The sequence below is a fragment of the Epilithonimonas zeae genome (assembly GCF_900141765.1).
Classification (GTDB): domain Bacteria; phylum Bacteroidota; class Bacteroidia; order Flavobacteriales; family Weeksellaceae; genus Epilithonimonas; species Epilithonimonas zeae.
Window position 1 is genome coordinate 140738 of sequence record NZ_FSRK01000002.1, and the last position, 20969, is coordinate 161706.

The 20969-nt window shown below is 35.2% G+C and carries 19 protein-coding genes; 11 read left to right on the forward strand and 8 right to left on the reverse strand.

Annotated elements, in window-relative coordinates; all coding sequences use genetic code 11:
- Window positions 1-18: 18 nt before the first annotated feature.
- Genes BUR19_RS12430 through BUR19_RS12440 form a run of 3 tightly spaced genes read right to left on the reverse strand, consistent with a single transcriptional unit; the run spans window position 19 to window position 4304 of the window.
- Window positions 19-2376, reverse strand: coding sequence for a penicillin-binding protein 1A (locus tag BUR19_RS12430; protein ID WP_074235784.1), 2358 nt, complete (start codon window positions 2374-2376; stop codon window positions 19-21).
- 7 nt (window positions 2377-2383) lie between these two features.
- Entirely contained in the window at window positions 2384-2845 is a 462-nt protein-coding gene (locus BUR19_RS12435) for a gliding motility lipoprotein GldH (RefSeq protein WP_074236476.1), read from the reverse strand.
- On the reverse strand, window positions 2838-4304 hold the full coding sequence (locus BUR19_RS12440; RefSeq protein WP_074235785.1) for a PSP1 domain-containing protein: 1467 nt from the start codon (window positions 4302-4304) through the stop codon (window positions 2838-2840). Before BUR19_RS12440 ends, BUR19_RS12435 begins: the two co-directional genes overlap by 8 nt.
- A gap of 378 nt (window positions 4305-4682) precedes the next feature.
- Here BUR19_RS12440 and BUR19_RS12445 point away from each other — a divergent pair, with 378 nt between their 5' ends.
- From BUR19_RS12445 to BUR19_RS12460, 4 genes are all read left to right on the forward strand, one after another.
- Window positions 4683-5921, forward strand: coding sequence for an OmpP1/FadL family transporter (locus BUR19_RS12445; protein WP_074235786.1), 1239 nt, complete (start codon window positions 4683-4685; stop codon window positions 5919-5921).
- 14 nt (window positions 5922-5935) lie between these two features.
- Window positions 5936-7483 carry an SGNH/GDSL hydrolase family protein gene (locus tag BUR19_RS12450; RefSeq protein ID WP_074235787.1) on the forward strand — a complete coding sequence of 516 codons (1548 nt, stop codon included), beginning with the start codon at window positions 5936-5938 and terminating at the stop codon, window positions 7481-7483.
- Between the two features lie 101 nt (window positions 7484-7584).
- A complete protein-coding gene (locus BUR19_RS12455) occupies window positions 7585-8010 on the forward strand; it encodes an RrF2 family transcriptional regulator (protein ID WP_074235788.1) in 426 nt (141 codons plus the stop codon).
- A 4-nt stretch (window positions 8011-8014) separates the two neighbouring features.
- A complete protein-coding gene (locus BUR19_RS12460; protein ID WP_074235789.1) occupies window positions 8015-8446 on the forward strand; it encodes a nucleoside deaminase in 432 nt (143 codons plus the stop codon).
- Here BUR19_RS12460 and BUR19_RS12465 read toward each other — a convergent pair whose 3' ends face one another.
- From BUR19_RS12465 to BUR19_RS12475, 3 genes are all read right to left on the reverse strand, one after another.
- Window positions 8447-8983, reverse strand: coding sequence for a GNAT family N-acetyltransferase (locus BUR19_RS12465; protein WP_245799080.1), 537 nt, complete (start codon window positions 8981-8983; stop codon window positions 8447-8449). It abuts the gene before it with no gap.
- 27 nt (window positions 8984-9010) lie between these two features.
- Complete coding sequence (locus BUR19_RS12470) at window positions 9011-9769, reverse strand: type III pantothenate kinase (RefSeq protein WP_074235790.1); 759 nt, start codon at window positions 9767-9769, stop codon at window positions 9011-9013.
- A 103-nt stretch (window positions 9770-9872) separates the two neighbouring features.
- Window positions 9873-11732, reverse strand: a complete 1860-nt coding sequence (locus BUR19_RS12475; protein WP_074235791.1) for a M1 family metallopeptidase — start codon at window positions 11730-11732, stop codon at window positions 9873-9875.
- Between the two features lie 139 nt (window positions 11733-11871).
- Here BUR19_RS12475 and BUR19_RS12480 point away from each other — a divergent pair, with 139 nt between their 5' ends.
- The 3 genes from BUR19_RS12480 (at window position 11872) to BUR19_RS12490 (ending at window position 14266) form a co-directional block, all read left to right on the forward strand.
- A complete protein-coding gene (locus BUR19_RS12480; RefSeq protein WP_074235792.1) occupies window positions 11872-12291 on the forward strand; it encodes a hypothetical protein in 420 nt (139 codons plus the stop codon).
- Between the two features lie 5 nt (window positions 12292-12296).
- Window positions 12297-12755 carry a HEPN family nuclease gene (locus tag BUR19_RS12485; protein WP_074235793.1) on the forward strand — a complete coding sequence of 153 codons (459 nt, stop codon included), beginning with the start codon at window positions 12297-12299 and terminating at the stop codon, window positions 12753-12755.
- Window positions 12756-13138: 383 nt separating this feature from the next.
- Window positions 13139-14266, forward strand: a complete 1128-nt coding sequence (locus BUR19_RS12490; protein WP_074235794.1) for an endo-1,4-beta-xylanase — start codon at window positions 13139-13141, stop codon at window positions 14264-14266.
- A 110-nt stretch (window positions 14267-14376) separates the two neighbouring features.
- Here BUR19_RS12490 and BUR19_RS12495 read toward each other — a convergent pair whose 3' ends face one another.
- Window positions 14377-16089 (reverse strand): M14 family zinc carboxypeptidase, encoded by a 1713-nt coding sequence (locus tag BUR19_RS12495; protein ID WP_074235795.1) that lies wholly within the window; start codon window positions 16087-16089, stop codon window positions 14377-14379.
- A gap of 97 nt (window positions 16090-16186) precedes the next feature.
- Here BUR19_RS12495 and BUR19_RS12500 point away from each other — a divergent pair, with 97 nt between their 5' ends.
- Window positions 16187-16942, forward strand: coding sequence for a hypothetical protein (locus BUR19_RS12500; RefSeq protein WP_074235796.1), 756 nt, complete (start codon window positions 16187-16189; stop codon window positions 16940-16942).
- Window positions 16943-16995: 53 nt separating this feature from the next.
- On the forward strand, window positions 16996-17484 hold the full coding sequence (locus tag BUR19_RS12505) for a YdeI/OmpD-associated family protein (protein ID WP_074235797.1): 489 nt from the start codon (window positions 16996-16998) through the stop codon (window positions 17482-17484).
- A 51-nt stretch (window positions 17485-17535) separates the two neighbouring features.
- On the opposite strand, the gene lepA is transcribed toward BUR19_RS12505, so the two are convergent.
- Window positions 17536-19332 (reverse strand): translation elongation factor 4, encoded by a 1797-nt coding sequence (lepA, locus tag BUR19_RS12510; protein WP_074235798.1) that lies wholly within the window; start codon window positions 19330-19332, stop codon window positions 17536-17538.
- A 214-nt stretch (window positions 19333-19546) separates the two neighbouring features.
- Here lepA and bamD point away from each other — a divergent pair, with 214 nt between their 5' ends.
- Together bamD and BUR19_RS12520 are read left to right on the forward strand one after the other, a co-directional pair.
- Window positions 19547-20539: an outer membrane protein assembly factor BamD gene (bamD, locus tag BUR19_RS12515; protein WP_074235799.1), complete on the forward strand. Its 993-nt coding sequence runs from the start codon at window positions 19547-19549 to the stop codon at window positions 20537-20539.
- 38 nt (window positions 20540-20577) lie between these two features.
- On the forward strand, window positions 20578-20901 hold the full coding sequence (locus BUR19_RS12520; RefSeq protein ID WP_074235800.1) for a DNA-directed RNA polymerase subunit omega: 324 nt from the start codon (window positions 20578-20580) through the stop codon (window positions 20899-20901).
- Window positions 20902-20969 lie beyond the last annotated feature (68 nt).

Sequence of the window (20969 nt, forward strand, 5' to 3'; positions counted from 1 at the left end):
CAATGCTGCGGGATTTATTTATTTGTTAAAATCAATATCTTCTCCTGAGTTCAAAGCCTCATTAGAATGATCTTCTTTTTTCACTGGCTTGTCAGGAACTTCTCTGACAGGATTTTTCAGTTCATCAATGGTTTGCAATCCGCCATCATCACCATAACCATTTCTGAGATTATTGAGATCGGAACAACTTCCGGTCCAATTGGTCGGTTTGATGAATTTATCTTCTGGCAGGATATTCAAAGCTTTATTTGCAAAAACCTTCTTCATATAAATGGCCCAAATCGGAAGTCCCATTTTAGCCCCTTGCCCTTCACCTGTACTCCAGAAGTGTGTTGCTCTGTCTTCCCAGCCAACCCAAACTCCGGTTGCCAGTTTTGGAACAATTCCCATAAACCAACCATCAGAGTTTTTCTGCGTTGTACCTGTTTTACCAGCAATTTCTACACTTGCAGGAATTCCTCTTCTTCTCAATTCTCCAGAAGCTGTACCGAATTCTGCCACACCTTTCATCAAGTCGATCATTGTGTAAGCGTACATTTCGTTCATTACTTCCTTCACAACAGGCTTCACTTCTTTGATTACTCGTCCGTTGGCATCCTCGATCCTCCAAATCATTTCCGGTTTTGTATAATTTCCAAAATTCGCAAATGTACTGTAAGCACCTAACATCTCGTAAATCGTAATATCCGAAGTACCGAGAGCCATTGGTAAACTTTTATCAATTGGATCTGTTACTCCCAAGTCTCTTGCTAATTGGATGACATTTTCCGTTCCGGACATTTCAGCTAAACGGATTGCCACAGGGTTTAAGGATTTTGCAATCGCTTCTTTGATGGTAACCGTTCCGCCTCCACCTTTTACGTGCCAGCTTCCTTTGGAATAAGATGCGTTGGAAACTGTAGAACAAGGCGTCATCCCAAGGTGCATAATTGCAGTGGCATATACGAAAGGTTTGAAAGTAGATCCTACCTGACGTTTCCCTTGTTTCACGTGATCATACTGGAAATGTTGCCAGTTAATCCCTCCAACCCAAGCTTTGATATCACCGGTTGCAGGTTCCATAGACATCAATCCAGCCTGTGCAATTTGTTTGTGATAACGGATAGAATCCCAAGGCGACATTTCTACCTCCTCTTCGCCTTCCCAAGTAAACCTTGTCATTTTTGTAGGCTGATGGAAATCCATCATGATAGAATCTTCCGGCATACCTTCAGCTTTCAATTGCTTGTAGCGTCCGGTTCTTTTAACTGCGGACATCATCAAGCCATTGATTTGGCTTTTGGAAAGATTATAATAAGGACGATTTGGATTACGTTTCATCTCGCCGTCAAAACTTTTCTGAAGATTGGTCAAATGTTCTTTGATAGCTTCCTCTGCATATTTTTGCATTCTGGAATCCAAAGTCACATAGATTTTCAATCCATTTTTATAAAGATTCAGTTCTTTGCCAGTTTCTTTTTCGTAAGATTCTAAGTACTGCTGAATCTCTTTTCTTAAGTAAAATTTGTAATAAGAAGAAAATCCTTCTTCAACTGTTTTGATCTCGTGGAAATCTACTACAACCGGAGTTGCTACAGCCTGCTCATAAGTAGATTGATCGATGTAACCAGTCTCAACCATTTGCTTCAGAACAACATCTCTTCTGGTTTTTGCTCTTTCAGGATTTCTGTATGGGTTGTTTCTTCTCGGCGCTTCTAACATTGCTACAAAAGTTGCAGCTTCTGGTAAAGTCAATTGATTAACAGATTTGTTGAAATAAACTCTGGAAGCCATCTCAATCCCTTTCGCATTGAAAAGGAAATCCATTTTGTTAAAGTATAGAGCAACAATTTCTTCTTTCGTATAACGCTTTTCAAGACTTACCGCAACACACCATTCTTTCAGCTTTTGAAATGCTCTTTCTATTTTATTCTGAGAAGCATTTCCTGTAAACAATAATTTCGCCAACTGTTGTGTAATGGTAGAACCTCCACCTCTTTCTCCACCAAATCTTACCGCTCTAAGAATTGATTTCAAATCTATACCAGAATGTTCTTTAAAACGTTCATCTTCTTTAGCTTGCAGTGCATAAACCAAATATGGAGGCAACTGTTTATAAGTTACCGGCTTAGTTTTTTCTTTCTCGAATTTTCCTAACAAAACATTATCGGAAGAATAAATTTCCGAAGCAACATAAATATCAGGATTTTCCAACTCCTTTACATCCGGCATATCTCCTACGAAACCTTGAGAAACGGCGAAGAATAAACCCGATATACCCAACACAGCTGCTAAAAATCCTATCCAAATGAATTTGATCCATTTTCGGATTCCCGATTTAGCTTTTCTCTTGTCTGGCAGAGGGAAAGTTTTATTTTCAGCTTTTTTATTTTCCATTAATAAATTATGGCTTTAAATTTTGAATTTTAATACCTAAATCTTCTATTCCCGGTAAGATATTTTTCCTCATTGCCTGCACCACTTTCACAGAATAATTACCGTTTTGAGGGAATTTGTAATTAAGCTTATATTGAAATAATGTCTCCTTTGTATCTCCAAATCCTGTTCCCAGCCACTCACCGTTTGGCTTTGCCAAAACATAGTTGAGTGTATCTGTTGCAATTGCTTTTTTGTTGTGTTCAACAGTCGCAATCAATCTAAGATTGCTGTAAGGATAATCATTATTATTACGAACAACAAATGTGATATTTTTCTGATTCTGAGCATCTTTTACATCAAAATCAAACTGTTGAACTTTCTTTTTATTCCATTGGTTACCAACATCATTAATCAACACTTTATCATCTCCGTTCTCGCAAGCAAAGAGTGAAATCAATAGAACAAAAGCAAAAAGTGATCTAAGCATTCCCTTCATTTTTAGGAGGTGTTTTCTTTTTCGGTTTTTTGAACGGTTTTTTATGCGTTTTATATTCCTGAGGTTGATTATTATCGGTTGCTTGGACATTCGGAGCCACCGATTTGTTTTCTACCGGCTTTTGCCCATTCTGGCGGTTTTTGTTATGATTCTGCTTCGGATTTTTATTGTCTGAGGCTTGCTGATTATCAGTCGTCTGACCCTTTGGAGCAACAGATTTGTTTTCTACAGGCTTTTGTTCGTTAGAGCGACTTCTGTTTTCTGGCTGACGAGGATTTTTATTATCCTGCGATTTCGCCGGTCTGTTATCACCTTGTTTCGGATTTCTGTCTCTGTTGTTTTGACCGCTTCTTGGTTTTTTGAATTTTTTCTCAAAACGATCCACACTATTTTCTTGTATCAAATCCGAAGTTACCAAAGGATTTTCAACAACTTTCAGATCTTCCAAAGCAGGTGCCTTTTCACCATTTTTATTGATGGCAATCAACTTCTTCACTTCATAAATATCCAAATCATACCAAGCCATAGAATTCTCTACATAGGCAAACCACATTTTCTTTTTGAAAACATCGATTTTGATACAAAAAGCTCTTCCTTTCTCAGTATTCAGAACTGTGCTAGATGACGGAAAATCTCTAAGAACATCCAGATAACTATCCAATTCGTAATTGAGACAACATTTCAGTTTACCACATTGTCCAGCCAATTTCTGAGGATTGATGCTCAACTGCTGATATCTTGCCGCATTGGTATTCACAGAACGGAAGTCGGTAAGCCACGATGAACAGCACAATTCTCTTCCACAAGACCCAATTCCACCGACTTTTGCAGACTCCTGACGGAATCCAATCTGCTTCATATCAATCTTCGTACGAAAATTGGATGCATATTCTTTTATCAACTGGCGGAAATCGATCCTGTTATCCGCTGTATAATAAAAAGTGACCTTAGATCCGTCTCCTTGGTATTCTACATCTGTTATTTTCATTTCAAGGTTGAGTCCATAAGCAATTTTACGTGCATCAATCTTGATATTATTTTCTTTTTTTCTAAGTTCTTGCCAGGTTTCAATATCTTTTTGATTGGCAAGTCTATAAATTTTCAGGGTGTGCTCTTCTGGAACATTCTTTTTTTTCATTTGGATTTTCACCAATTCTCCAGCAAGACTTACTACACCTATATCGTGACCCGGACTAGATTCTACAGCAATGATGCTACCAATATGTAAAGGGAGGTTGTTGACGTTTTTATAATAGAATTTACGATCGTTTTTAAAACGAACTTCCACATATTCAGAACTTTTTGATTTTGAAGGATCAATATCAGAAAGCCAGTCAAAAACACTTAATTTATAACTATTCCCGCAGGTATCTACACTACTACACCCATTAGCGGACTTGGTGCCGCAAGAATGGGAAGAATCGCCGGATGTTTTACATCCACAACTCATATTTTATTTTTTTATGTCTGATTGCAAAGTTAATATAATTTTTATTTAAGCTTAACGATAATATCTTTTAAAAATATTTTTTTGTTAATTTTAAGTTAATACTCAATTAATATTAACAATTAATCAAAAAAACGAGCCTATCATTAATATATAATCAAATTACAATTTAGTGATTTATTATGATTTACACTGCATTGTTTAAAGTTAAACTAAATTTATAAAAAACACTGAAAACAATTTAATCATCTAATTTTCAAATATATAAAATACACATTAACTTAAACAATTATTCTACGAATAGCAATGTTTAACATTTTTTATGTTTTTTTTCAATTGTTATTAAAATAATTATAAATTTGGAACATTAATAATAATTATATGAAACGAATTTTAATATCAATGGCACTAGCAGCCGGAGTAATGACATACGCAGGAGGTTTCCGAGTATCTCTACAGGGTGTTAAACAGCTGGCGATGGCTCACACCAGTGCTCACGCAGAGGATGCAAGTGTTGCGTTCTTCAACCCAGCAGGGATTTCTTTCATTCCTTCAAAACTGAGTGTAGTAGCAGGAGGTTTTGGAGTATCAAATCAGATTACATATCAAAATACTAGTACTCTGCAACAAACCGAAACAGATAATCCATTGGGAACACCCATTTATGCAGCAATTGCATACAAAGTTCTTGACAATGTCTCTGTAGGTTTTAGTTTATCAACCCCTTTTGGAAGTACTATCGAATGGCCAAGCAGCTGGGAAGGAAAAGAAATGGTTCAGAAACTGGAATTGAAAAGTTTCTTCTGGCAACCAATGGTTTCTGTAAAGCTTGCACCTTGGGCATCTTTTGGAGCGAGTTATATCTATGCAACAGGAAAAGTAGATTGGACAAAAGCTTTAACGGCTTATGGTGGTCAATTAAACTTATTAGACGACGAGGCAAAAGGTCATGGATTTGGATTTGGATTCTATTTTCAACCCGATAATAAATGGGATGTAAGTGTCGCTTATCGTTCTCCCGTTGACATGAAAGCTAAGAAAGGAAAAGCAACATTTATGGTTCCTTCATCTCTTTACTCAAATTTAAATTTAGTAAGTACTGGCGGCGTTGACAATTTTAAGGCGACTCTACCTTTGGTTGATGAATATACAGTTGGTTTAACCTATAAGGTTACTCCAAAATGGTCATTGTCTGCAGATTATAACTATCACGGATGGGAAAGATACAGCAAGCTAACATTAGATTTCGAGAATGCACCTGCTGGTAATCAGCCCAACGATCCAACAATCAATGTAACACCTAAGAACTTTAAAAATACATCAAGTGTACGTGTAGGAACACAATATGCATTCAATGATATGATTGCAGGAAGATTAGGCTGGTACTATGATCAGTCTCCTTATGCAGATAAGGATTTCATCCCAGAAACACCATCTTTTGACAATTATGTTATTACTGGAGGTATTGGTCTAAAATTCAACAAACTTGGAGTAGACATTTCAGGAGCTTATGCAATGCCGAAAAGCAGAACTTTTAATAATAAATATTACAACTTTGCAGGACAAGCAAAAGCTGATGTATTCTATTTTGGGCTAGGATTATCTTACAACGCATTTTAAAAATTGAATCTATTATGAAAAAATTATATATATCAACCTTAGCAGCAACGCTTTTATTTGCGGTAAGTTGTCAGTCAGATTTTGAAAATAGTACAGAAGATATTGTTATTACTTCTGGTGAAGCTGATTTCTCAAAATATGTTTCTTTAGGTAATTCTCTCACGTCCGGATACAGAGATGGCGCACTATACATTGATGGACAAAATGAATCTTACCCAAGTATGTTGGCAGCTCAAATGAAACTTGCAGGTGGTGGTGAGTTTAAACAACCTATGATGCCAAATAACACAGGAGGATTTGTTGGTCTGCCTGGATTTGGAGGAAAATACACATTAAAAGTTGTAAATGGAGCGCTATCTCCAGAACAATCCGATGCAGCAGCAGCGCTAGATAATATTTCATCAGGTGGACCTTATCAAAACATGGGCGTTCCTGGGGCAAAATCATTTCATTTGGTTGCTCCTGGCTACGGAAGTGCAGCGAACTTACAAGTTGGTGCAGCAAACCCTTATTTTGTAAGATTTGCTTCATCAGCAACAACGTCAGTTTTAGCAGATGCAATGGCTCAAAAGCCGACATTTTTCTCTCTGTGGATTGGAGCAAATGATATACTTTCTTATGCTACAAATGGAGGTATGAATTCTTCTACCGTAGGTAATGTAGTAACATACACTCCAGCAGTCGTTCAGCCTGCAACTGCAAATCCTGCAACTTATAAGGCAAATGACATTACAAATCCAGCTGTTTTACAACAAGCTATAAAAGGGGTGCTCGATGGTCTTAAAAGTGTAGGAAGTACAAAAGGGGCAATTGGAAACATTCCTGATGTAACATCCATTCCTTACTTTACTAGAATACCTTATAATACAATTGCATTAGATGCAACTAAGGTTCAAGCTTTGAACGCCAGTTTATACAAATTACTTAATACCGTTGCACCCTCCAGATTTAACTTAGCAAAAGTAGGGCAAAATCCTGTGATAATAATTGACAATACTTTAACTGATCTTTCACCATATTATACTGCTGGATTTGCTGCCAACAATATCCCTGCAACTCAAGCAGCAATTCTAGGAAATGCTTTTGGTAAAGCTAGACAGGCAAAAGAGGGAGAACTGATTTTATTACCAGCTTCCAAAGTTTTAGGGTTAGACGCTTTTACTAATGCGGCTCCAACAGCAACATCTCAATTTATTTACGGAGCTTCTTTCCCATTACAAGATCAATTTTCTTTAACTGCTACGGAAGTAACAAACATATCTACCGCAACAACAGCTTACAATACTGCTATAAAAGGATTTGCTGATTCTTACGGACTTGCTTTCATAGACGCAAGAGCTAAAATGATTGAATTAAATTCTGCATCTGGAATCCAATGGGATGGTGTAAAGTACAATGCTACATTTGTAACAGGTGGCGCATTCTCTCTAGATGGTGTACACCCAACTGGAAGAGGGTACGGAATTATTGCTAATGAATTTTTAAAAGCAATCAATACTAAATACAAATCTAATCTACCCATGATTAGTCCAAATTCTTATTCTGGAGTTACATTTCCTTAATCAGGATTATAAAATTTATACAAACCGTCTCATTAGTGAGGCGGTTTTTTATTGATGATAAATATATTTTCAAAATATAAAATTTTGATTATTTTTACAAAATGCTTTCAAAAAGAGTCAAATACGCTATCAAAACTTTGCTTTTCCTCAACAGGACAAACAATGCTTCATTATTTTCCGCTAAAAAAATATCGGAGAACGAACGTATTCCGCTCAAATTTTTGGAACAAATCCTGCGTGAACTGAAGCAAAACAAAATCCTCAAAAGCGAAAGAGGAGCTGAAGGTGGTTACACTTTTATGAAAGACCCTGCTGATATAAAAGTTCTTGATGTCATCAGAATCGTTGACGGACCAGTAGCAATGTTACCTTGTGCATCATTGAATTTTTATGAAAAATGTGCAGACTGCACAGATGAGGGAACTTGTGGAATCCGTAAATTATTGATTAATGTCCGCGACAGTATGCTACCAATTTTGGATACAAGCATCGCTGATATGACCAAATCTGAAAAATTCCCTATCTAAAAAAATGTTTGCCGACGAATATTTTATGAAAATGGCTTTCCAGGAAGCTCAATTAGCTTTGGAAAAAGACGAAGTTCCAATTGGATGTGTTATTGTTTCGAATGACAGAGTGATTGCCAAATCTCATAATCTCACAGAAACGCTTACTGATGTTACGGCTCACGCAGAAATGCAAGCCATAACTTCTGCAGCTAATTTTCTGGGTGGCAAATATCTTCAGAATTGTACTTTATATGTAACTTTGGAACCCTGTGTGATGTGTTCCGGAGCTTTAGCCTGGTCTCAAATTTCAAAAGTGGTGATTGGCGCAAGAGATGAACAAAGAGGTTTTATCAATAAAGGTTTGTCACTTCATCCAAAAACTGAAATTGTAACGGGAATTTTGGAGAATGAATGCTCTGCAATCGTAAAATATTTTTTTAATTCTAAACGTTAATTAAACCTTATTCCTAAAAATAGAATACATTGGAATATCATAATATTCCGAATCTTTTTTCAGATGTTGTTTTAAAACAGCTTCCAATTTCATTCCGATTTTTCTCATTATTTTTCCAGAAGCTGGGTTGTTTGGAAAATGAACAGCGAAAATCTTATTAAGTTCTAATTCATTAAAACCAAAATCAACAATAGCTTTTGCGGCTTCCGTAACATAACCTTTCCCCCAAAATATTTTTGCCAGCCAATATCCCATTTCTGCTTTATCCGAACCTTGATCGTGAAGACCAATTGCTCCAATAATTTCTTCTTCTTTATCACGAATTGCAAACGTAAATCCTTTTTTTGACTCAAAAGCTTCTTGCGTCATTTTCAACCAAAAATTAGCTTCTTCTTTTCCGTACGGATGAGGAATACTAGACATATATTCTGAAAATTCTCTATCCTGAAGATACTCTATAACTAATGGTAAATCGCCTTCTTTCAATTCAGAAAGAATCAATCTTTCGGTTTCTATTCTTGGAAAATTCTTCATCATTATTACCTTTAATACAAATACTCCAATCTACAAATCTTTCCCCAGAAAATACAAACCTTTCAAAGTATGTAATCTGTCGCCAATATTGATTTTATCCGTCAAAGGTTTATAAACGTGGCTCACTCCGCCGGTTGCAATCACAAAGCAATTATCTTTAACCTCATCGTTAATCCGGTCAATAAAGCCTTCTACCATTCCAAGGAAACCGTAAACCATCCCGCTTTGCATACAACTTATCGTATCCAATCCCAGAACAGATTTTGGTTTTACCAATTCGATTTCCGGTAATTGTGCCGTTCCTTTTATCAGACTATTAAGCGAAGTTACAATTCCTGGCGCAATGATAACACCTAGAGTTTCTCCATTTTCATCAAGGCAGCTTGCCGTAAGTGCCGTTCCGAAATCGAGAATAATTTTCTTCTGTGCAGGATAAAGATTATGAGCCGCTACAAGATTAGCGTAGATATCCGTTCCCATTTGTTTAGATTTCGGGATAACGCCGGATGGTGTATTCCTGTCCACTATCACTGGGATTTTATTATGAATTTTCTTAATTGCGCTTGCAACAACTTTCGTCAATTGGGGAACCACAGAACCAATGATGATTTTTTCAATTTTCTCAACATCAATTTTATAGGTTTGATAAAGCATTAAAATCTGAACATACAGCTCATCCGTTGTTTTGTAAGGTTTTGTATTGATGACCCAAGAGATGTCACAATTGTCATCATCAAACAATCCGAAACGGATATTGGTATTTCCTATATTGATTACAATAGAATTCATTTTTTTAATTTACCAATTTATAAATGTAACAGTTTACCAATATTTAAAAATCTTAGATTCGTTTGTCATTGATACATTGTTAAATTATTACACTGTTACATTATTACTTTACTTCCAGATAATTATCATCCGGGTTAACATCGGCCAATCTTTGACTGAAATCAATTCCCATTGCGGACAATTGAGATTTGGTATAAGGAATTGTAAAGCTGTATTCCTGTTGCGTCCAAGCCCAGAATGGCAAAGTCTGAATATTACCATAGATATCTTTCGTTTTCCAAACTCTGGTCAGATTCAATGGAATGTTATAATTGATGACCTTTTTATCTTTTGTCAGAATACTGAAATCAATCGGCATTGGAACTCCTCCTTTATTTACCAAAGTGATTGTTGTTGATTGTGGGTCATATTTCACATTCTTGATGCCGTAATCGATGGTTTTTGTGGTATTAATCCAATAATGCTGAAACCATTTCAAATCCATTCCGGAAACCAACTGTGCAATATGAATGAAATCTCTTTCCGTCGGATGTTTCATTGCCCATTCGTCATAATATTTGAGCATAATCTTGTTCAGATTTTCTTCTCCAACAATGTATCCTAATTCTACCAAGAACGTTTCTCCTTTGATGTAACTTGCATAAGTATAAGCCGTTCCGTTGTCGTGATGGTCGCCCAACCAAACTGCAGGCTCTTCTTTCCCCGATTTTGTGAAATTAACATAAGCTTTGATTGCGCCTACAAATGGATTGGGTTGCGATTCTTTTGGCGGGAATAATCTGTAAGACACAAAATCTTCTGCATATTGTGTAAAACCTTCATCCATCCAAGGTCTTACACTTTCGTTGGTCGCCAACATCTGCTGAAACCAAGAGTGCGCGCCTTCGTGGAACATCAAACCTGAAAGTCCTTCCACAGAGTTTGCTTCACCCAAAATCATAGTACACATTCCGTATTCCATACCGCCATCGCCTCCTTGTATGAATGAGTAACTTGGCCATTTGTAACGTCCGAAAGTCGCATTCATCAACTGGTAATATTTTGTGATATATGGTTTCATCTCTGACCAATATTTTGTCTTTTCTGATTTTTGGTACACCAAGTAAACTTTTGGTCCATCCAAAATCGGAAAACTCTCCACCGAATAATCTCTGTCAGCCGCCCAAGCAAAATCCAGAATATTTTTCGCTGTCCATTTCCAAGTTACTTTCTTGGAAATGTCTTCTTTAATAGTTGCACTGCTGTCATAACCTTTTACTTCAGTTGGATTTTCAAGATTTCCTCCAGCTCCGATGACATAATCTTTATCGATTTTGATATTCACTTCATAATCAGAAAATGGTGCGTGAAATTCTCTTCCGACATAATCAAATGCTGCCCAACCGTCATAATCATATTCAGCGATTTTCGGATACCATTGAGTCATTGTCATATCAACACCTTCGCGATTATTTCTTCCGGCTCTTCGGATTTGCATCGGGATATTGGCGTCCCATTCCATTGTGAAAGTGGTGGAAGAATTTGGTTTAATTGCTTCTGACAAGAAAACTTTCATCACAGTTCCCTGAATCTCGAATTTCAAATCTTTTCCGTTCTGCTTTATCCAACGGATATTCTGTGCGCCTTCTTCATTTTTAGGAATTTCTGACAATCTTGAAATCACCGTATTTCCAACTCTTTTTGCCAGTCTTCCGTCTGCATTCACACCTTGAGACTGCACACGCTGGTCCATCATAGAACCTGCTTTGAAAGCGTTCCAATACAAATGAAAATAAGCGACTTTCAATTCATCCGGCGAATTGTTTCTATAATCCAAAGTTTGTTTCCCTTGGTAAGTGAAATTGGCAGCATCCACATCAATATCCATTTTGTATTTAGCATATTGCTGATAATATGGAGTTTGCTGAGCCGACAAGATGAGAGAAAAAAGAATTGAGAATAAAGAGAATTTCAGTTTTTTCATAGACTTATGATTAAACCTAAAAGGTTTGTTAAAATAATTTTACCAAAAATACTAAGTTTTTGGTTAATGACAAGTTGTATAGAGTTTAAGATTTCATCTGTAGAAAAATGAATATATTTACTTTTTTCAAAAAAATTAAATGAAGTTCAATTTTATAAGTGAAAAAAATGGAGTTTTTTATAATCTGATAGCAGAATATAATTATGATTTTAATGAAGATTACGAATCTAATGTTTATGTTTTCAAAATATATGAAATTGAGAGAGGTAATGAAGATTATTTCAGTCTAATATTAAAAGAAATGGATAATAGTGATTTAAAAGTGGTAGACCTTTATCCTGATTCAAAGAATTATTATCTAGGAAAGGGAATCTCTATAAATATTTTATTAAAATTAAAAGAGTTATTAAAGAAAAGAATTATTTCCAGTAGTAATATACACAAAACAGAATTATGTGAATTTAACTCTCCAGAAGCAATTGAAAAAATCTGGGATAGGCTTGTTAGTGGAGGATTTGCTAAATATTCATTAACTGATGGCTTTTATTATTTAATTTGAATCAAATGAGTTACTATACACAACAAGAATATGATTTCGTACAAAGGACGAAGATAATATTAGAACAATATCAAAAGCTAAAAATTAGTGCTAATGAAAAATATGAGATTACACTTCTGATAAACTGTTTTACAGGCTTATTAATTCTCCCTCAACAATATTGGTTTGATAATTTACCTAACGAAATCATTTCTGAAAAAGAATGGGGAATAAAAACTGAATATATAAATATAATTGCAGGAAATAATAAAAGTGTAAAAGAGATAGTTAGACATTTACGAAATTCTGTTGCACATTACAAGTTTGAAGTTTTTGAAAATCAAAAGAAAGAAATTAAGAGTATAAAATTTAAAGATTATACAACAAATGGGGTTATTACTTTCGAAGGAGAAGTCCCTGTAAAAAACCTAAATATTTTTTTAAACAAATTCTCTAATTGGTTTCTAGAAGAAATGAAAAAGTAGAATTTAAAGCATAGAATCCGCAGCCCGACTTGAGCGGAAATCCTTTTTTGCTTGTTCTTTAGTTCTATTAAGACTGAAATCTTGTGCAAAAAAGATTGGGAGCGGAAGGCGGATTAAGCTGCCCAATAAAATTCTTTATTATAAAGACTTACCATAAATTTCAGCAATTAAAATCAATTCAAGCTCAACTTTAGTAGACTTCAACTCGAAAATTAATTCGTCTATAATGATGATTTTTGGAATTTGAAAATATTCTATAAATTTTTCAAAAACCTCTGAAGATTGTTTGTGTAAGCATCATCAGCCATTCAAAACATTGAAATAAATATCAATTTCCCGTTTATTTAATTTTTCTATATTTAGATAAATCAATCTTTGAGTTTATGAGACAGTGCCTTATCATATTTAGTGTTTTAATTTCTTCCGTTAGTTTTTCTCAGAATGTGAAATTCAAAGATGCTTATTCCAAAGCGTTCAAAATCGGAACTGCTGTGAACCACGACATCGTGAGCGGAAAAGACAAAAAACAGCAGGCTATTGTTTTGGAACATTTCAACACGATAACGCCGGAAAACTGTATGAAAGCCGAAGTTGTGAATCCGCTTCCTAACAAATTCGATTTTTCGCAGGCGGATGCTTTTGTGGAGTTTGGTTTGAAAAATAAGATGTTTATCGTTGGTCATACTTTGGTCTGGAAAAATCAAACGCCTGACTGGTTCTTTAAAAACGAAGATGGAACTCAAAAAACCAAAGAGCAAACCAAAGAGCGTCTGCACGACCATATCAAACTGGTTGCAAGCCGATACGCAGGGAAATTGCAAGCTTGGGACGTTGTGAATGAAGTGATTGATGACGATGGCAGCTACCGTAACGAAGGATGGGTAAAAGGCATTGGTGATGGCGATGAACTGATGAGATTGTCTTTCCAATATGCAGCAAAATATTCTCCCAATACAGAATTATATTACAACGACTTCAATGCGTGGCGACCAGAAAAAGTGAAAGGTATCGTACGAATGGTAAAAATGCTTCAAGCGTCCGGAATCCGAATTGACGACATCGGCATCCAAGGTCATTGGGGATTGGACTATCCTAAAAATCAATATATTGAAGATGCGATTGATGCTTATTCAGCTTGCGGCATCAAAGTGATGATTACGGAAATCGATGTGGATGTTTTGCCTGTGACGAAGGAAGGACAAATCATTGGTCAGGCTTTCTTGCACAAACAGTTTCAGAATGAGGAATTCAAAACTTATCTTGACCCTTACATCAACGGATTGCCAAAAGACGTGGATGAGCAATTAGCCAATCGGTATGCTGAATTGTTCCAAATATTCTACAAAAAAAGAGAGAAGTTGGACCGTGTTACAACGTGGGGAATGAAGGACGAAATGTCTTGGAAAAACGATTATCCAATTCCAGGAAGAACCAATTATCCCTTGCTTTGGGACAGAAATGGAAATCCTAAAAAAGCATTGCAAAAAGTGATTGACGTTCCTAAGAATTAGATTTCGTTTATGAATTTAACTCTCGCTGATTTGGCAGATTGAGCAGATTTTTAACAATTTAATCTGCCAAATCAGCTTAATCTGCGAGAGACTTATCCTATTTTTCAAATTTAATTAATCCTAAAAATCGGATAAAGACGATGCGTTTTCTCGTAATATTCCGAATGTTTATAAACCCAATCCAATTGTGCTTGTCCATCTTCTACAAATTTTGGATTAATCGATTTTTCCATTTCAAAAGCAACTTTCAGAGCTTTGTTATCTTTCAGAAGTTTACTCGCTGTATCTTCGAAAACATAAGGCGAATAATATTCTTTCTGACCGAGAATCGCATCAAAGAAATTCCAGTTGAAATAAGAATCAACCGCTTCCGGCTCCAAAGTTTCTAATAAAAACTTCACGCCGTCCTGATTTAATGGAACTATAAAATCGCCTTTCCTAAATTTGGTTTTATCCGATTCCTTGGTCAGAAATGTGTCGTAATGCAGATAATGGCCTTCGTAAGGATTCGGAACAGTTTTGAAATCTTTGATTCGGTATTGCTCAACCATAATTGTAGAATCCTGTTTTATCGGAATCATTTTTATTTGGTTGAGTTTCAGCAAATCGATGATTTTCCATTCGGATTGTGGAATGACGTAATATTTGGGAATCGTGATTTCTTTTGCCGGAACATAAGTATTGTAGAACTTGACAGGCTTTGAAAACTTAGAATTCCTGTCGTACCAAAGTCTGGTTTTTCCGGAAATGTCGCTCGGTTTGTATTTGGCTTCAAAACCTTTGAAATCGATATTTTCATATTTTGTAGAATCGACCTTCCAAGCCAAAGCATATCGGTTTCCGACTTTGTATTGTTTCAGGTTTTCAGCTCGTTTTTGCTGAATGGTTTTGTAATTTTCATCAATATAATTAATGTTATCTACCATATAATCATAAGTCACTTTCACACGGTCTTTGTAAGGTTTCAGCATATGCGTTTCCACAACCGTCCCGATGGAATTGAACAAAGTCGTGTAACCCGTCGCATATCTCGGTGAATCCACAAAAGCAGGAAAACCACCGTCCGGAACATCGCCGTGAATATTGACATAAGGAACAGAAATGACACCTTTTTTCTCCATATTTTTCAGAAGCGTTCTCTGCATTTCGTCATTGAAATAATTTCCTAAAACAGTTCCTAACCGTTCTTTGTTAGTCGAAATATAAGTGAAAGTATATTGATAATCTGCGCCGTTGCTCACGTGATTGTCTATGAAAACATCAGGCTTCAGCCATTGAAAAATCTGCTGGAAACTTCTGGAATTTTTAGAATCTGTTTTGATGAAATCTCTGTTCAAATCATAATTTCGAGCATTTCCGCGGAAACCATATTCTTCCGGACCATTTTGATTGGCTCTGGAAAAACTGCCTCGGTTTATTATTCCGCTGATGTTGTAACTTGCGATGGCTGTTAAAATTACATTTTTTGGTGCTTTGATTTTTCCGATTGCTAAATCTCGCATTAACATCATCGTTGCATCAATTCCGTCTGGTTCGCCTGGATGAATTCCGTTATTTATAAACAAAACCGATTTCCCTTTTCTGGCTTCTTCGAAACTTTGTTTTGTCGGATTGAAAATTACGACGTCGATTGGAGCTCCGTTGTCATCTTCGCCTTTTGTCTCGTAACTGATTGATGGATATTGTTTTGCTAAATCCTGATAGAATTTTCGCATCTCATCAAAAGTCGTGGTTTGATTGCCGTTGCCTTTTTCGTAAGGTGTCAGGATTTGAGAATAAGCAAAAGTCGAAATGAAGATGAATAGGATTGAGAGATTTTTCATAGTACAAATGTAGAAAATCGGATGATTAATTTTATTAAATTTGAGGGAAGCTATTATGACAAAGATTTTTTATTTTCTATTGATTTCGTTTATAATAATGAGTTGTGCAAAAGAAAAAACTTTTGCGGATGACATTGTGTTGACTTTTCCGAAAGATACCAAAATGAAAACTCAAGAATTCAATGAAGACAGTAATGAAGGCGGAGAAAATTTGATTTATAATGGAAAAATCAAGTCCAATATTGATGTTAAATATTATGAGAATCTTCTCTCTCCACCTCCGCCACCGCGTGATAAATTTGAATCGGAAAAAGAATATTCAAGCCGGATAAAAAAACTGGAAGACTCTTTGCTAAAAGAAAAAAATACCTTTTTCAGAAATGAAGAATTTCCTTTCTCATACTCAAAAAACAATGATTCAGATTCATTATCAAATAAAAATCTTCAAATTGTTGTAAAAGAAAATGACACGATTCCTCTTTACAAAAAAGATTTTAACACAAAAATCATTAAGAAATATTATGCTTTCCCTGTTTTCATTAAAAACATTTCTGATAAAATTTTAAGAATTCCGACCGAATCAAAAAGTACAGCTTTATATATTTATGATGACAATTTGGATAAGTTCTATTTTGCAAGGAACAGCAACTATATGATTTGTGGAATAGTTGGAGGTATTTATTCTTACATTGAACTCAAGCCAAATGAGATTCTAATTTATTCTTATCCGTATTTCAAATCGGGAACAAAACGAAAAGCAAAAATGAAATTTTATAAAGCTTATTCTAAAGAGTTTCAAATTTCAATCGATGAAAAAATTCTTAAAAATCAGTACAATAAATATTATGAATAAAAAATCCACAGAAAATTCTGTGGATTATAAATTTCATTAAATTAGAAGTCTAAATGGATAATAAAAAATTTTCTGCAAAACTTGATCTTATTGGAATCAATCCGTTTGTATATGTTCCGGAAAATATTTTGGCCAAAATATTTGAAGTTTCTGGAAAAAACAAAAGTCCAATTTCCGTTAAAGGGAAAGTAAATGGTGTTGGCTTTACTCAAACTCTTGTGAAGTATTCCGGAGAATGGAGATTGTATATCAATTTGAAAATGCTTGAAAACTCACCCAAAAGAATTGGGGAAATTATTGAGGTTGAAATAGTATTTGACGAATCCGAAAGACTGGATCTTATTCACCCGAAATTGGAGAAAGCCATTTATGACAATCCCATTACCTCAAAAAACTTTGAAAATCTGAATCCTTCCCACAAAAAAGAATTGATTCGTTATATTAACAACTTAAAAACAGAAAAAAGTATTGACAATAATATTACAAAAATCATTCGTCATCTAAATGGTGAAATCACTTTTTTTGGAAGGAAAATCAAATAAAAAAATCCACAGAAAATTCTGTGGATTATATTTTAAAATGAATTCGGATAATTAGTCATTTAGCTTCAAAACCGCCATAAATGCAGACTGTGGAACCTCAACTCTACCAATCTGCTTCATCTTTTTCTTACCTTCTTTTTGCTTTTCAAGAAGTTTACGTTTTCTGGAAATATCACCTCCATAACATTTTGCGGTAACGTCTTTTCTTAACGCTTTGATAGTTTCTCTCGCAATAACTTTTGTTCCGAGAGCTGCCTGAACCGCGATATCAAACTGCTGTCTCGGAATCAATTCACGAAGTTTTTCACACATTTTTTTACCAATGTGATAAGCGTTGGAATCGTGAATCAATGAAGATAAAGCATCTACCATATCTCCGTTGATTAGGATATCCATTTTTACCAACTTCGAAGCCCTAAATCCAATTGGATGATAATCGAAGGACGCATAACCTTTGGAAATAGATTTCAGTCTGTCATAAAAATCGAAAACAACTTCAGCTAATGGCATATTAAAGATTAATTCAACTCTTTCAGAAGTCAAATAACTTTGGTTAACAATCTCTCCACGTTTTTCGATACAAAGTGTCATTACAGAACCTACGAAATCAGATTTTGTAATAATAGAAGCCTTAATAAAAGGTTCTTCCACACGATCCATTGTGGTTGGATCCATCATTTCGGAAGGGTTGTTGATTAATATTATATCTTCCGGATCTTTTTTGGTAAATCCGTGATAAGAAACGTTAGGAACTGTTGTGATTACATTCATATTGAATTCTCTGTCCAAACGTTCCTGAACAATTTCCATATGCAACATTCCCAAGAATCCGCAACGGAAACCAAAACCAAGCGCTGCAGAGCTTTCCGGTTCGAAAACCAAAGAAGCATCATTCAGTCTTAATTTTTCTAATGAGAATCTTAATTCTTCAAAATCCTCAGAATCAATCGGATAAATACCCGCGAAAACCATTGGCTTTACTTCCTCAAAACCTTCAATTGGTCCAGCAGCAGGTTTGTTAAAAGAAGTGATTGTATCTCCAACTTTTACTTCACGAGCATCTTTGATACCGGAAACCAAATAACCTACATCTCCACATTCAACTGACTTTTTTGGAACTTGTTTTAATTTTAAAGTTCCTACTTCATCAGCGCCATATTCTTTTCCTGTTGCGAAAAATTTAATTTTCTCATTTTTAGTAATGCTTCCGTTAACAACTTTAAAATAAGCTTCAATTCCTCTAAACGGGTTGTAAACAGAATCAAAAATCAAAGCTTGAAGCGGCGCATCTGGATCTCCAACCGGCGCAGGAATTCTTTCAACAATTTGTTCCAGTAAATGATGAACACCTTCGCCTGTTTTTCCAGATACTCTCAAAACATCCTCATATTCGCAACCGATAAGATTCATAATTTCGTCGGTTACTTCTTCAGGATTTGCAGAAGGAAGATCAATTTTATTCAGAATTGGAATAATCGTTAAATCATTTTCCAAAGCCAAATATAAATTACTAATTGTCTGTGCCTGGATACTTTGTGCCGCATCAACAATCAAAAGTGCTCCTTCGCAAGCTGCGATAGAACGGGAAACTTCGTAAGAAAAGTCCACGTGTCCTGGTGTATCAATTAGATTAAGAACAAATTTTTCTCCTTTATATTCGTAATCCATTTGGATTGCGTGAGACTTGATTGTGATTCCACGTTCTTTCTCAAGATCCATATCGTCCAAGGTTTGCGACTGCAATTCCCTTTGACTAACAGTATTTGTATATTCTAAAAGACGATCTGCCAATGTACTCTTACCGTGGTCGATATGTGCAATGATGCAGAAATTCCTGATATTTTTCATTTAAAATCCTTGTAATTTGCAAAAATACATTATTTATTAATAGTCTAAAAATTAGAATCACAATTGACACCAAAGTTTCTGAATATGGGAGGGATTATTAAATAATTTTGAACGAAAAACGTTAATCTTTCATAAAAAAAAAGTTTTGGGAAAAAAAGTTTTATTTTTGCAAATTAATTAGAATCAAGTAAGCAGATTTATTCTGTGCGGAATTATGAAGAAATATATCAGTTTAGTAGTATTATCTATGTTTTTGCTGTCTTGCAAAACTGAAATGGATCAGGCGATGAAGAGTGCCGACAAAGATTTTATCTTAAAAGTTGCAAACGAAAAATTTGCGAAAAAAAAGTGGGCAGATGCTTTAGCTTTATATGACAGATTACCAAACCTTGTGGCAGGAACGGATGATGCTCCAAACGTGGTTTTCAACTCTGCATATGCCAATTATTATGACAAAAACTACAGATTAGCGGCTAATCAATTCAAAAATTTTGCTATAAGTTTCCCTCAGGATCCTAGAAAAGAAGAAGCGGCTTACTTATCTGCACTTTGTTATTATGAAGGATCTTTACAGTATAACTTAGATCAAAGTAATACCGAATCTGCCATTACAGAATTACAAGGTTTCATTAATGACTATCCGGATTCTGAACGTTCCAAAAACATCAATCAACTAATTGATGAGCTAAGCTATAAATTGGAATTCAAAGCGTTTGAAAATGCTAAACAGTATTTCAAAATGGGAGAATACAAAGCAGCTTCTGTAGCGTTCGAAAATGTTTTGGAAGATTTCCCGGCGACAAAATTGAAATCAAAAATTTATGATATTTCTTTAAAATCTAAATATGAATTGGCTATCAACTCCATCTATGATTTGAAAAAAGAAAGATTGGATGCTGCTGCTGCTTATGCAAAAAGAGTAAGCACAGAGTTTCCTAACTCAGAATATTCTAAAACTGCAGATGATCTTTACACAAAATTGGAAAATGAAAAAGTAAAATTCGCTAAACTCCAAGAAGAAGTAGAAAAAAGAAAAGCAGAATATGAAGCTAGAGTAAAAAATGCTGAGGCTAAAGAAAACGAGAAAAAAGATCTGGCACAGGAGAAAAACCAGCTAGAAATGCAGAAGGCTGCAGAGCAGACAAGAAGAGACAGTGCAAAGATCAATTCGCCTGAGCCTCAAGCTACTTTTAAGTTTAAAAGATAATTACTATATTTGCATTCTCAAAAATATTTCCAGTCCAAATGAGTATTAAAGATACAAAAGCTGAAGTAAGTACAATTACTTACGACAAAGATAAAATCGAAGAAAAAGTAGGTAGCATCTATGAGGCTATCGTAATCATGGGTAAAAGAGCAGAGCAAATCAATGCTGAGATCCGTTCTGAACTTCATGGAAAATTGGATGAGTTTGCTGTTCACAACTCTACTTTGGAAGAAGTTTTTGAAAACAGAGAACAAATCGAAATCTCTAAACATTACGAAAAACTTCCAAAACCAACGTCTATCGCGTTGAGAGAATGGCTGGATGACGAAATCTACTTCAGAAAAACTGAAGAAAAGAAATAATCTTTCAGATTAAAGATATCAAAACCGTCTCGTATAATTATGCGAGACGGTTTTTTTGTTAATAAAAT

What these genes read in the sequence shown, in the direction of transcription:
- BUR19_RS12440 (WP_074235785.1), bottom strand. Translation starts at nt 4,304, where the DNA reads ATGAGTTGTGGATGTAAAACATCCGGCGATTCTTCCCATTCTTGCGGC.
- BUR19_RS12490 (WP_074235794.1), top strand. Translation starts at nt 13,139, where the DNA reads ATGAGACAGTGCCTTATCATATTTAGTGTTTTAATTTCTTCCGTTAGT.
- BUR19_RS12455 (WP_074235788.1), top strand. Translation starts at nt 7,585, where the DNA reads ATGCTTTCAAAAAGAGTCAAATACGCTATCAAAACTTTGCTTTTCCTC.
- BUR19_RS12465 (WP_245799080.1), bottom strand. Translation starts at nt 8,983, where the DNA reads ATGATGAAGAATTTTCCAAGAATAGAAACCGAAAGATTGATTCTTTCT.
- lepA (WP_074235798.1), bottom strand. Translation starts at nt 19,332, where the DNA reads ATGAAAAATATCAGGAATTTCTGCATCATTGCACATATCGACCACGGT.
- BUR19_RS12470 (WP_074235790.1), bottom strand. Translation starts at nt 9,769, where the DNA reads ATGAATTCTATTGTAATCAATATAGGAAATACCAATATCCGTTTCGGA.
- BUR19_RS12460 (WP_074235789.1), top strand. Translation starts at nt 8,015, where the DNA reads ATGTTTGCCGACGAATATTTTATGAAAATGGCTTTCCAGGAAGCTCAA.
- BUR19_RS12480 (WP_074235792.1), top strand. Translation starts at nt 11,872, where the DNA reads ATGAAGTTCAATTTTATAAGTGAAAAAAATGGAGTTTTTTATAATCTG.
- bamD (WP_074235799.1), top strand. Translation starts at nt 19,547, where the DNA reads ATGAAGAAATATATCAGTTTAGTAGTATTATCTATGTTTTTGCTGTCT.
- BUR19_RS12450 (WP_074235787.1), top strand. Translation starts at nt 5,936, where the DNA reads ATGAAAAAATTATATATATCAACCTTAGCAGCAACGCTTTTATTTGCG.
- BUR19_RS12430 (WP_074235784.1), bottom strand. Translation starts at nt 2,376, where the DNA reads ATGGAAAATAAAAAAGCTGAAAATAAAACTTTCCCTCTGCCAGACAAG.
- BUR19_RS12475 (WP_074235791.1), bottom strand. Translation starts at nt 11,732, where the DNA reads ATGAAAAAACTGAAATTCTCTTTATTCTCAATTCTTTTTTCTCTCATC.
- BUR19_RS12500 (WP_074235796.1), top strand. Translation starts at nt 16,187, where the DNA reads ATGAGTTGTGCAAAAGAAAAAACTTTTGCGGATGACATTGTGTTGACT.
- BUR19_RS12505 (WP_074235797.1), top strand. Translation starts at nt 16,996, where the DNA reads ATGGATAATAAAAAATTTTCTGCAAAACTTGATCTTATTGGAATCAAT.
- BUR19_RS12520 (WP_074235800.1), top strand. Translation starts at nt 20,578, where the DNA reads ATGAGTATTAAAGATACAAAAGCTGAAGTAAGTACAATTACTTACGAC.
- BUR19_RS12485 (WP_074235793.1), top strand. Translation starts at nt 12,297, where the DNA reads ATGAGTTACTATACACAACAAGAATATGATTTCGTACAAAGGACGAAG.
- BUR19_RS12445 (WP_074235786.1), top strand. Translation starts at nt 4,683, where the DNA reads ATGAAACGAATTTTAATATCAATGGCACTAGCAGCCGGAGTAATGACA.
- BUR19_RS12435 (WP_074236476.1), bottom strand. Translation starts at nt 2,845, where the DNA reads ATGCTTAGATCACTTTTTGCTTTTGTTCTATTGATTTCACTCTTTGCT.
- BUR19_RS12495 (WP_074235795.1), bottom strand. Translation starts at nt 16,089, where the DNA reads ATGAAAAATCTCTCAATCCTATTCATCTTCATTTCGACTTTTGCTTAT.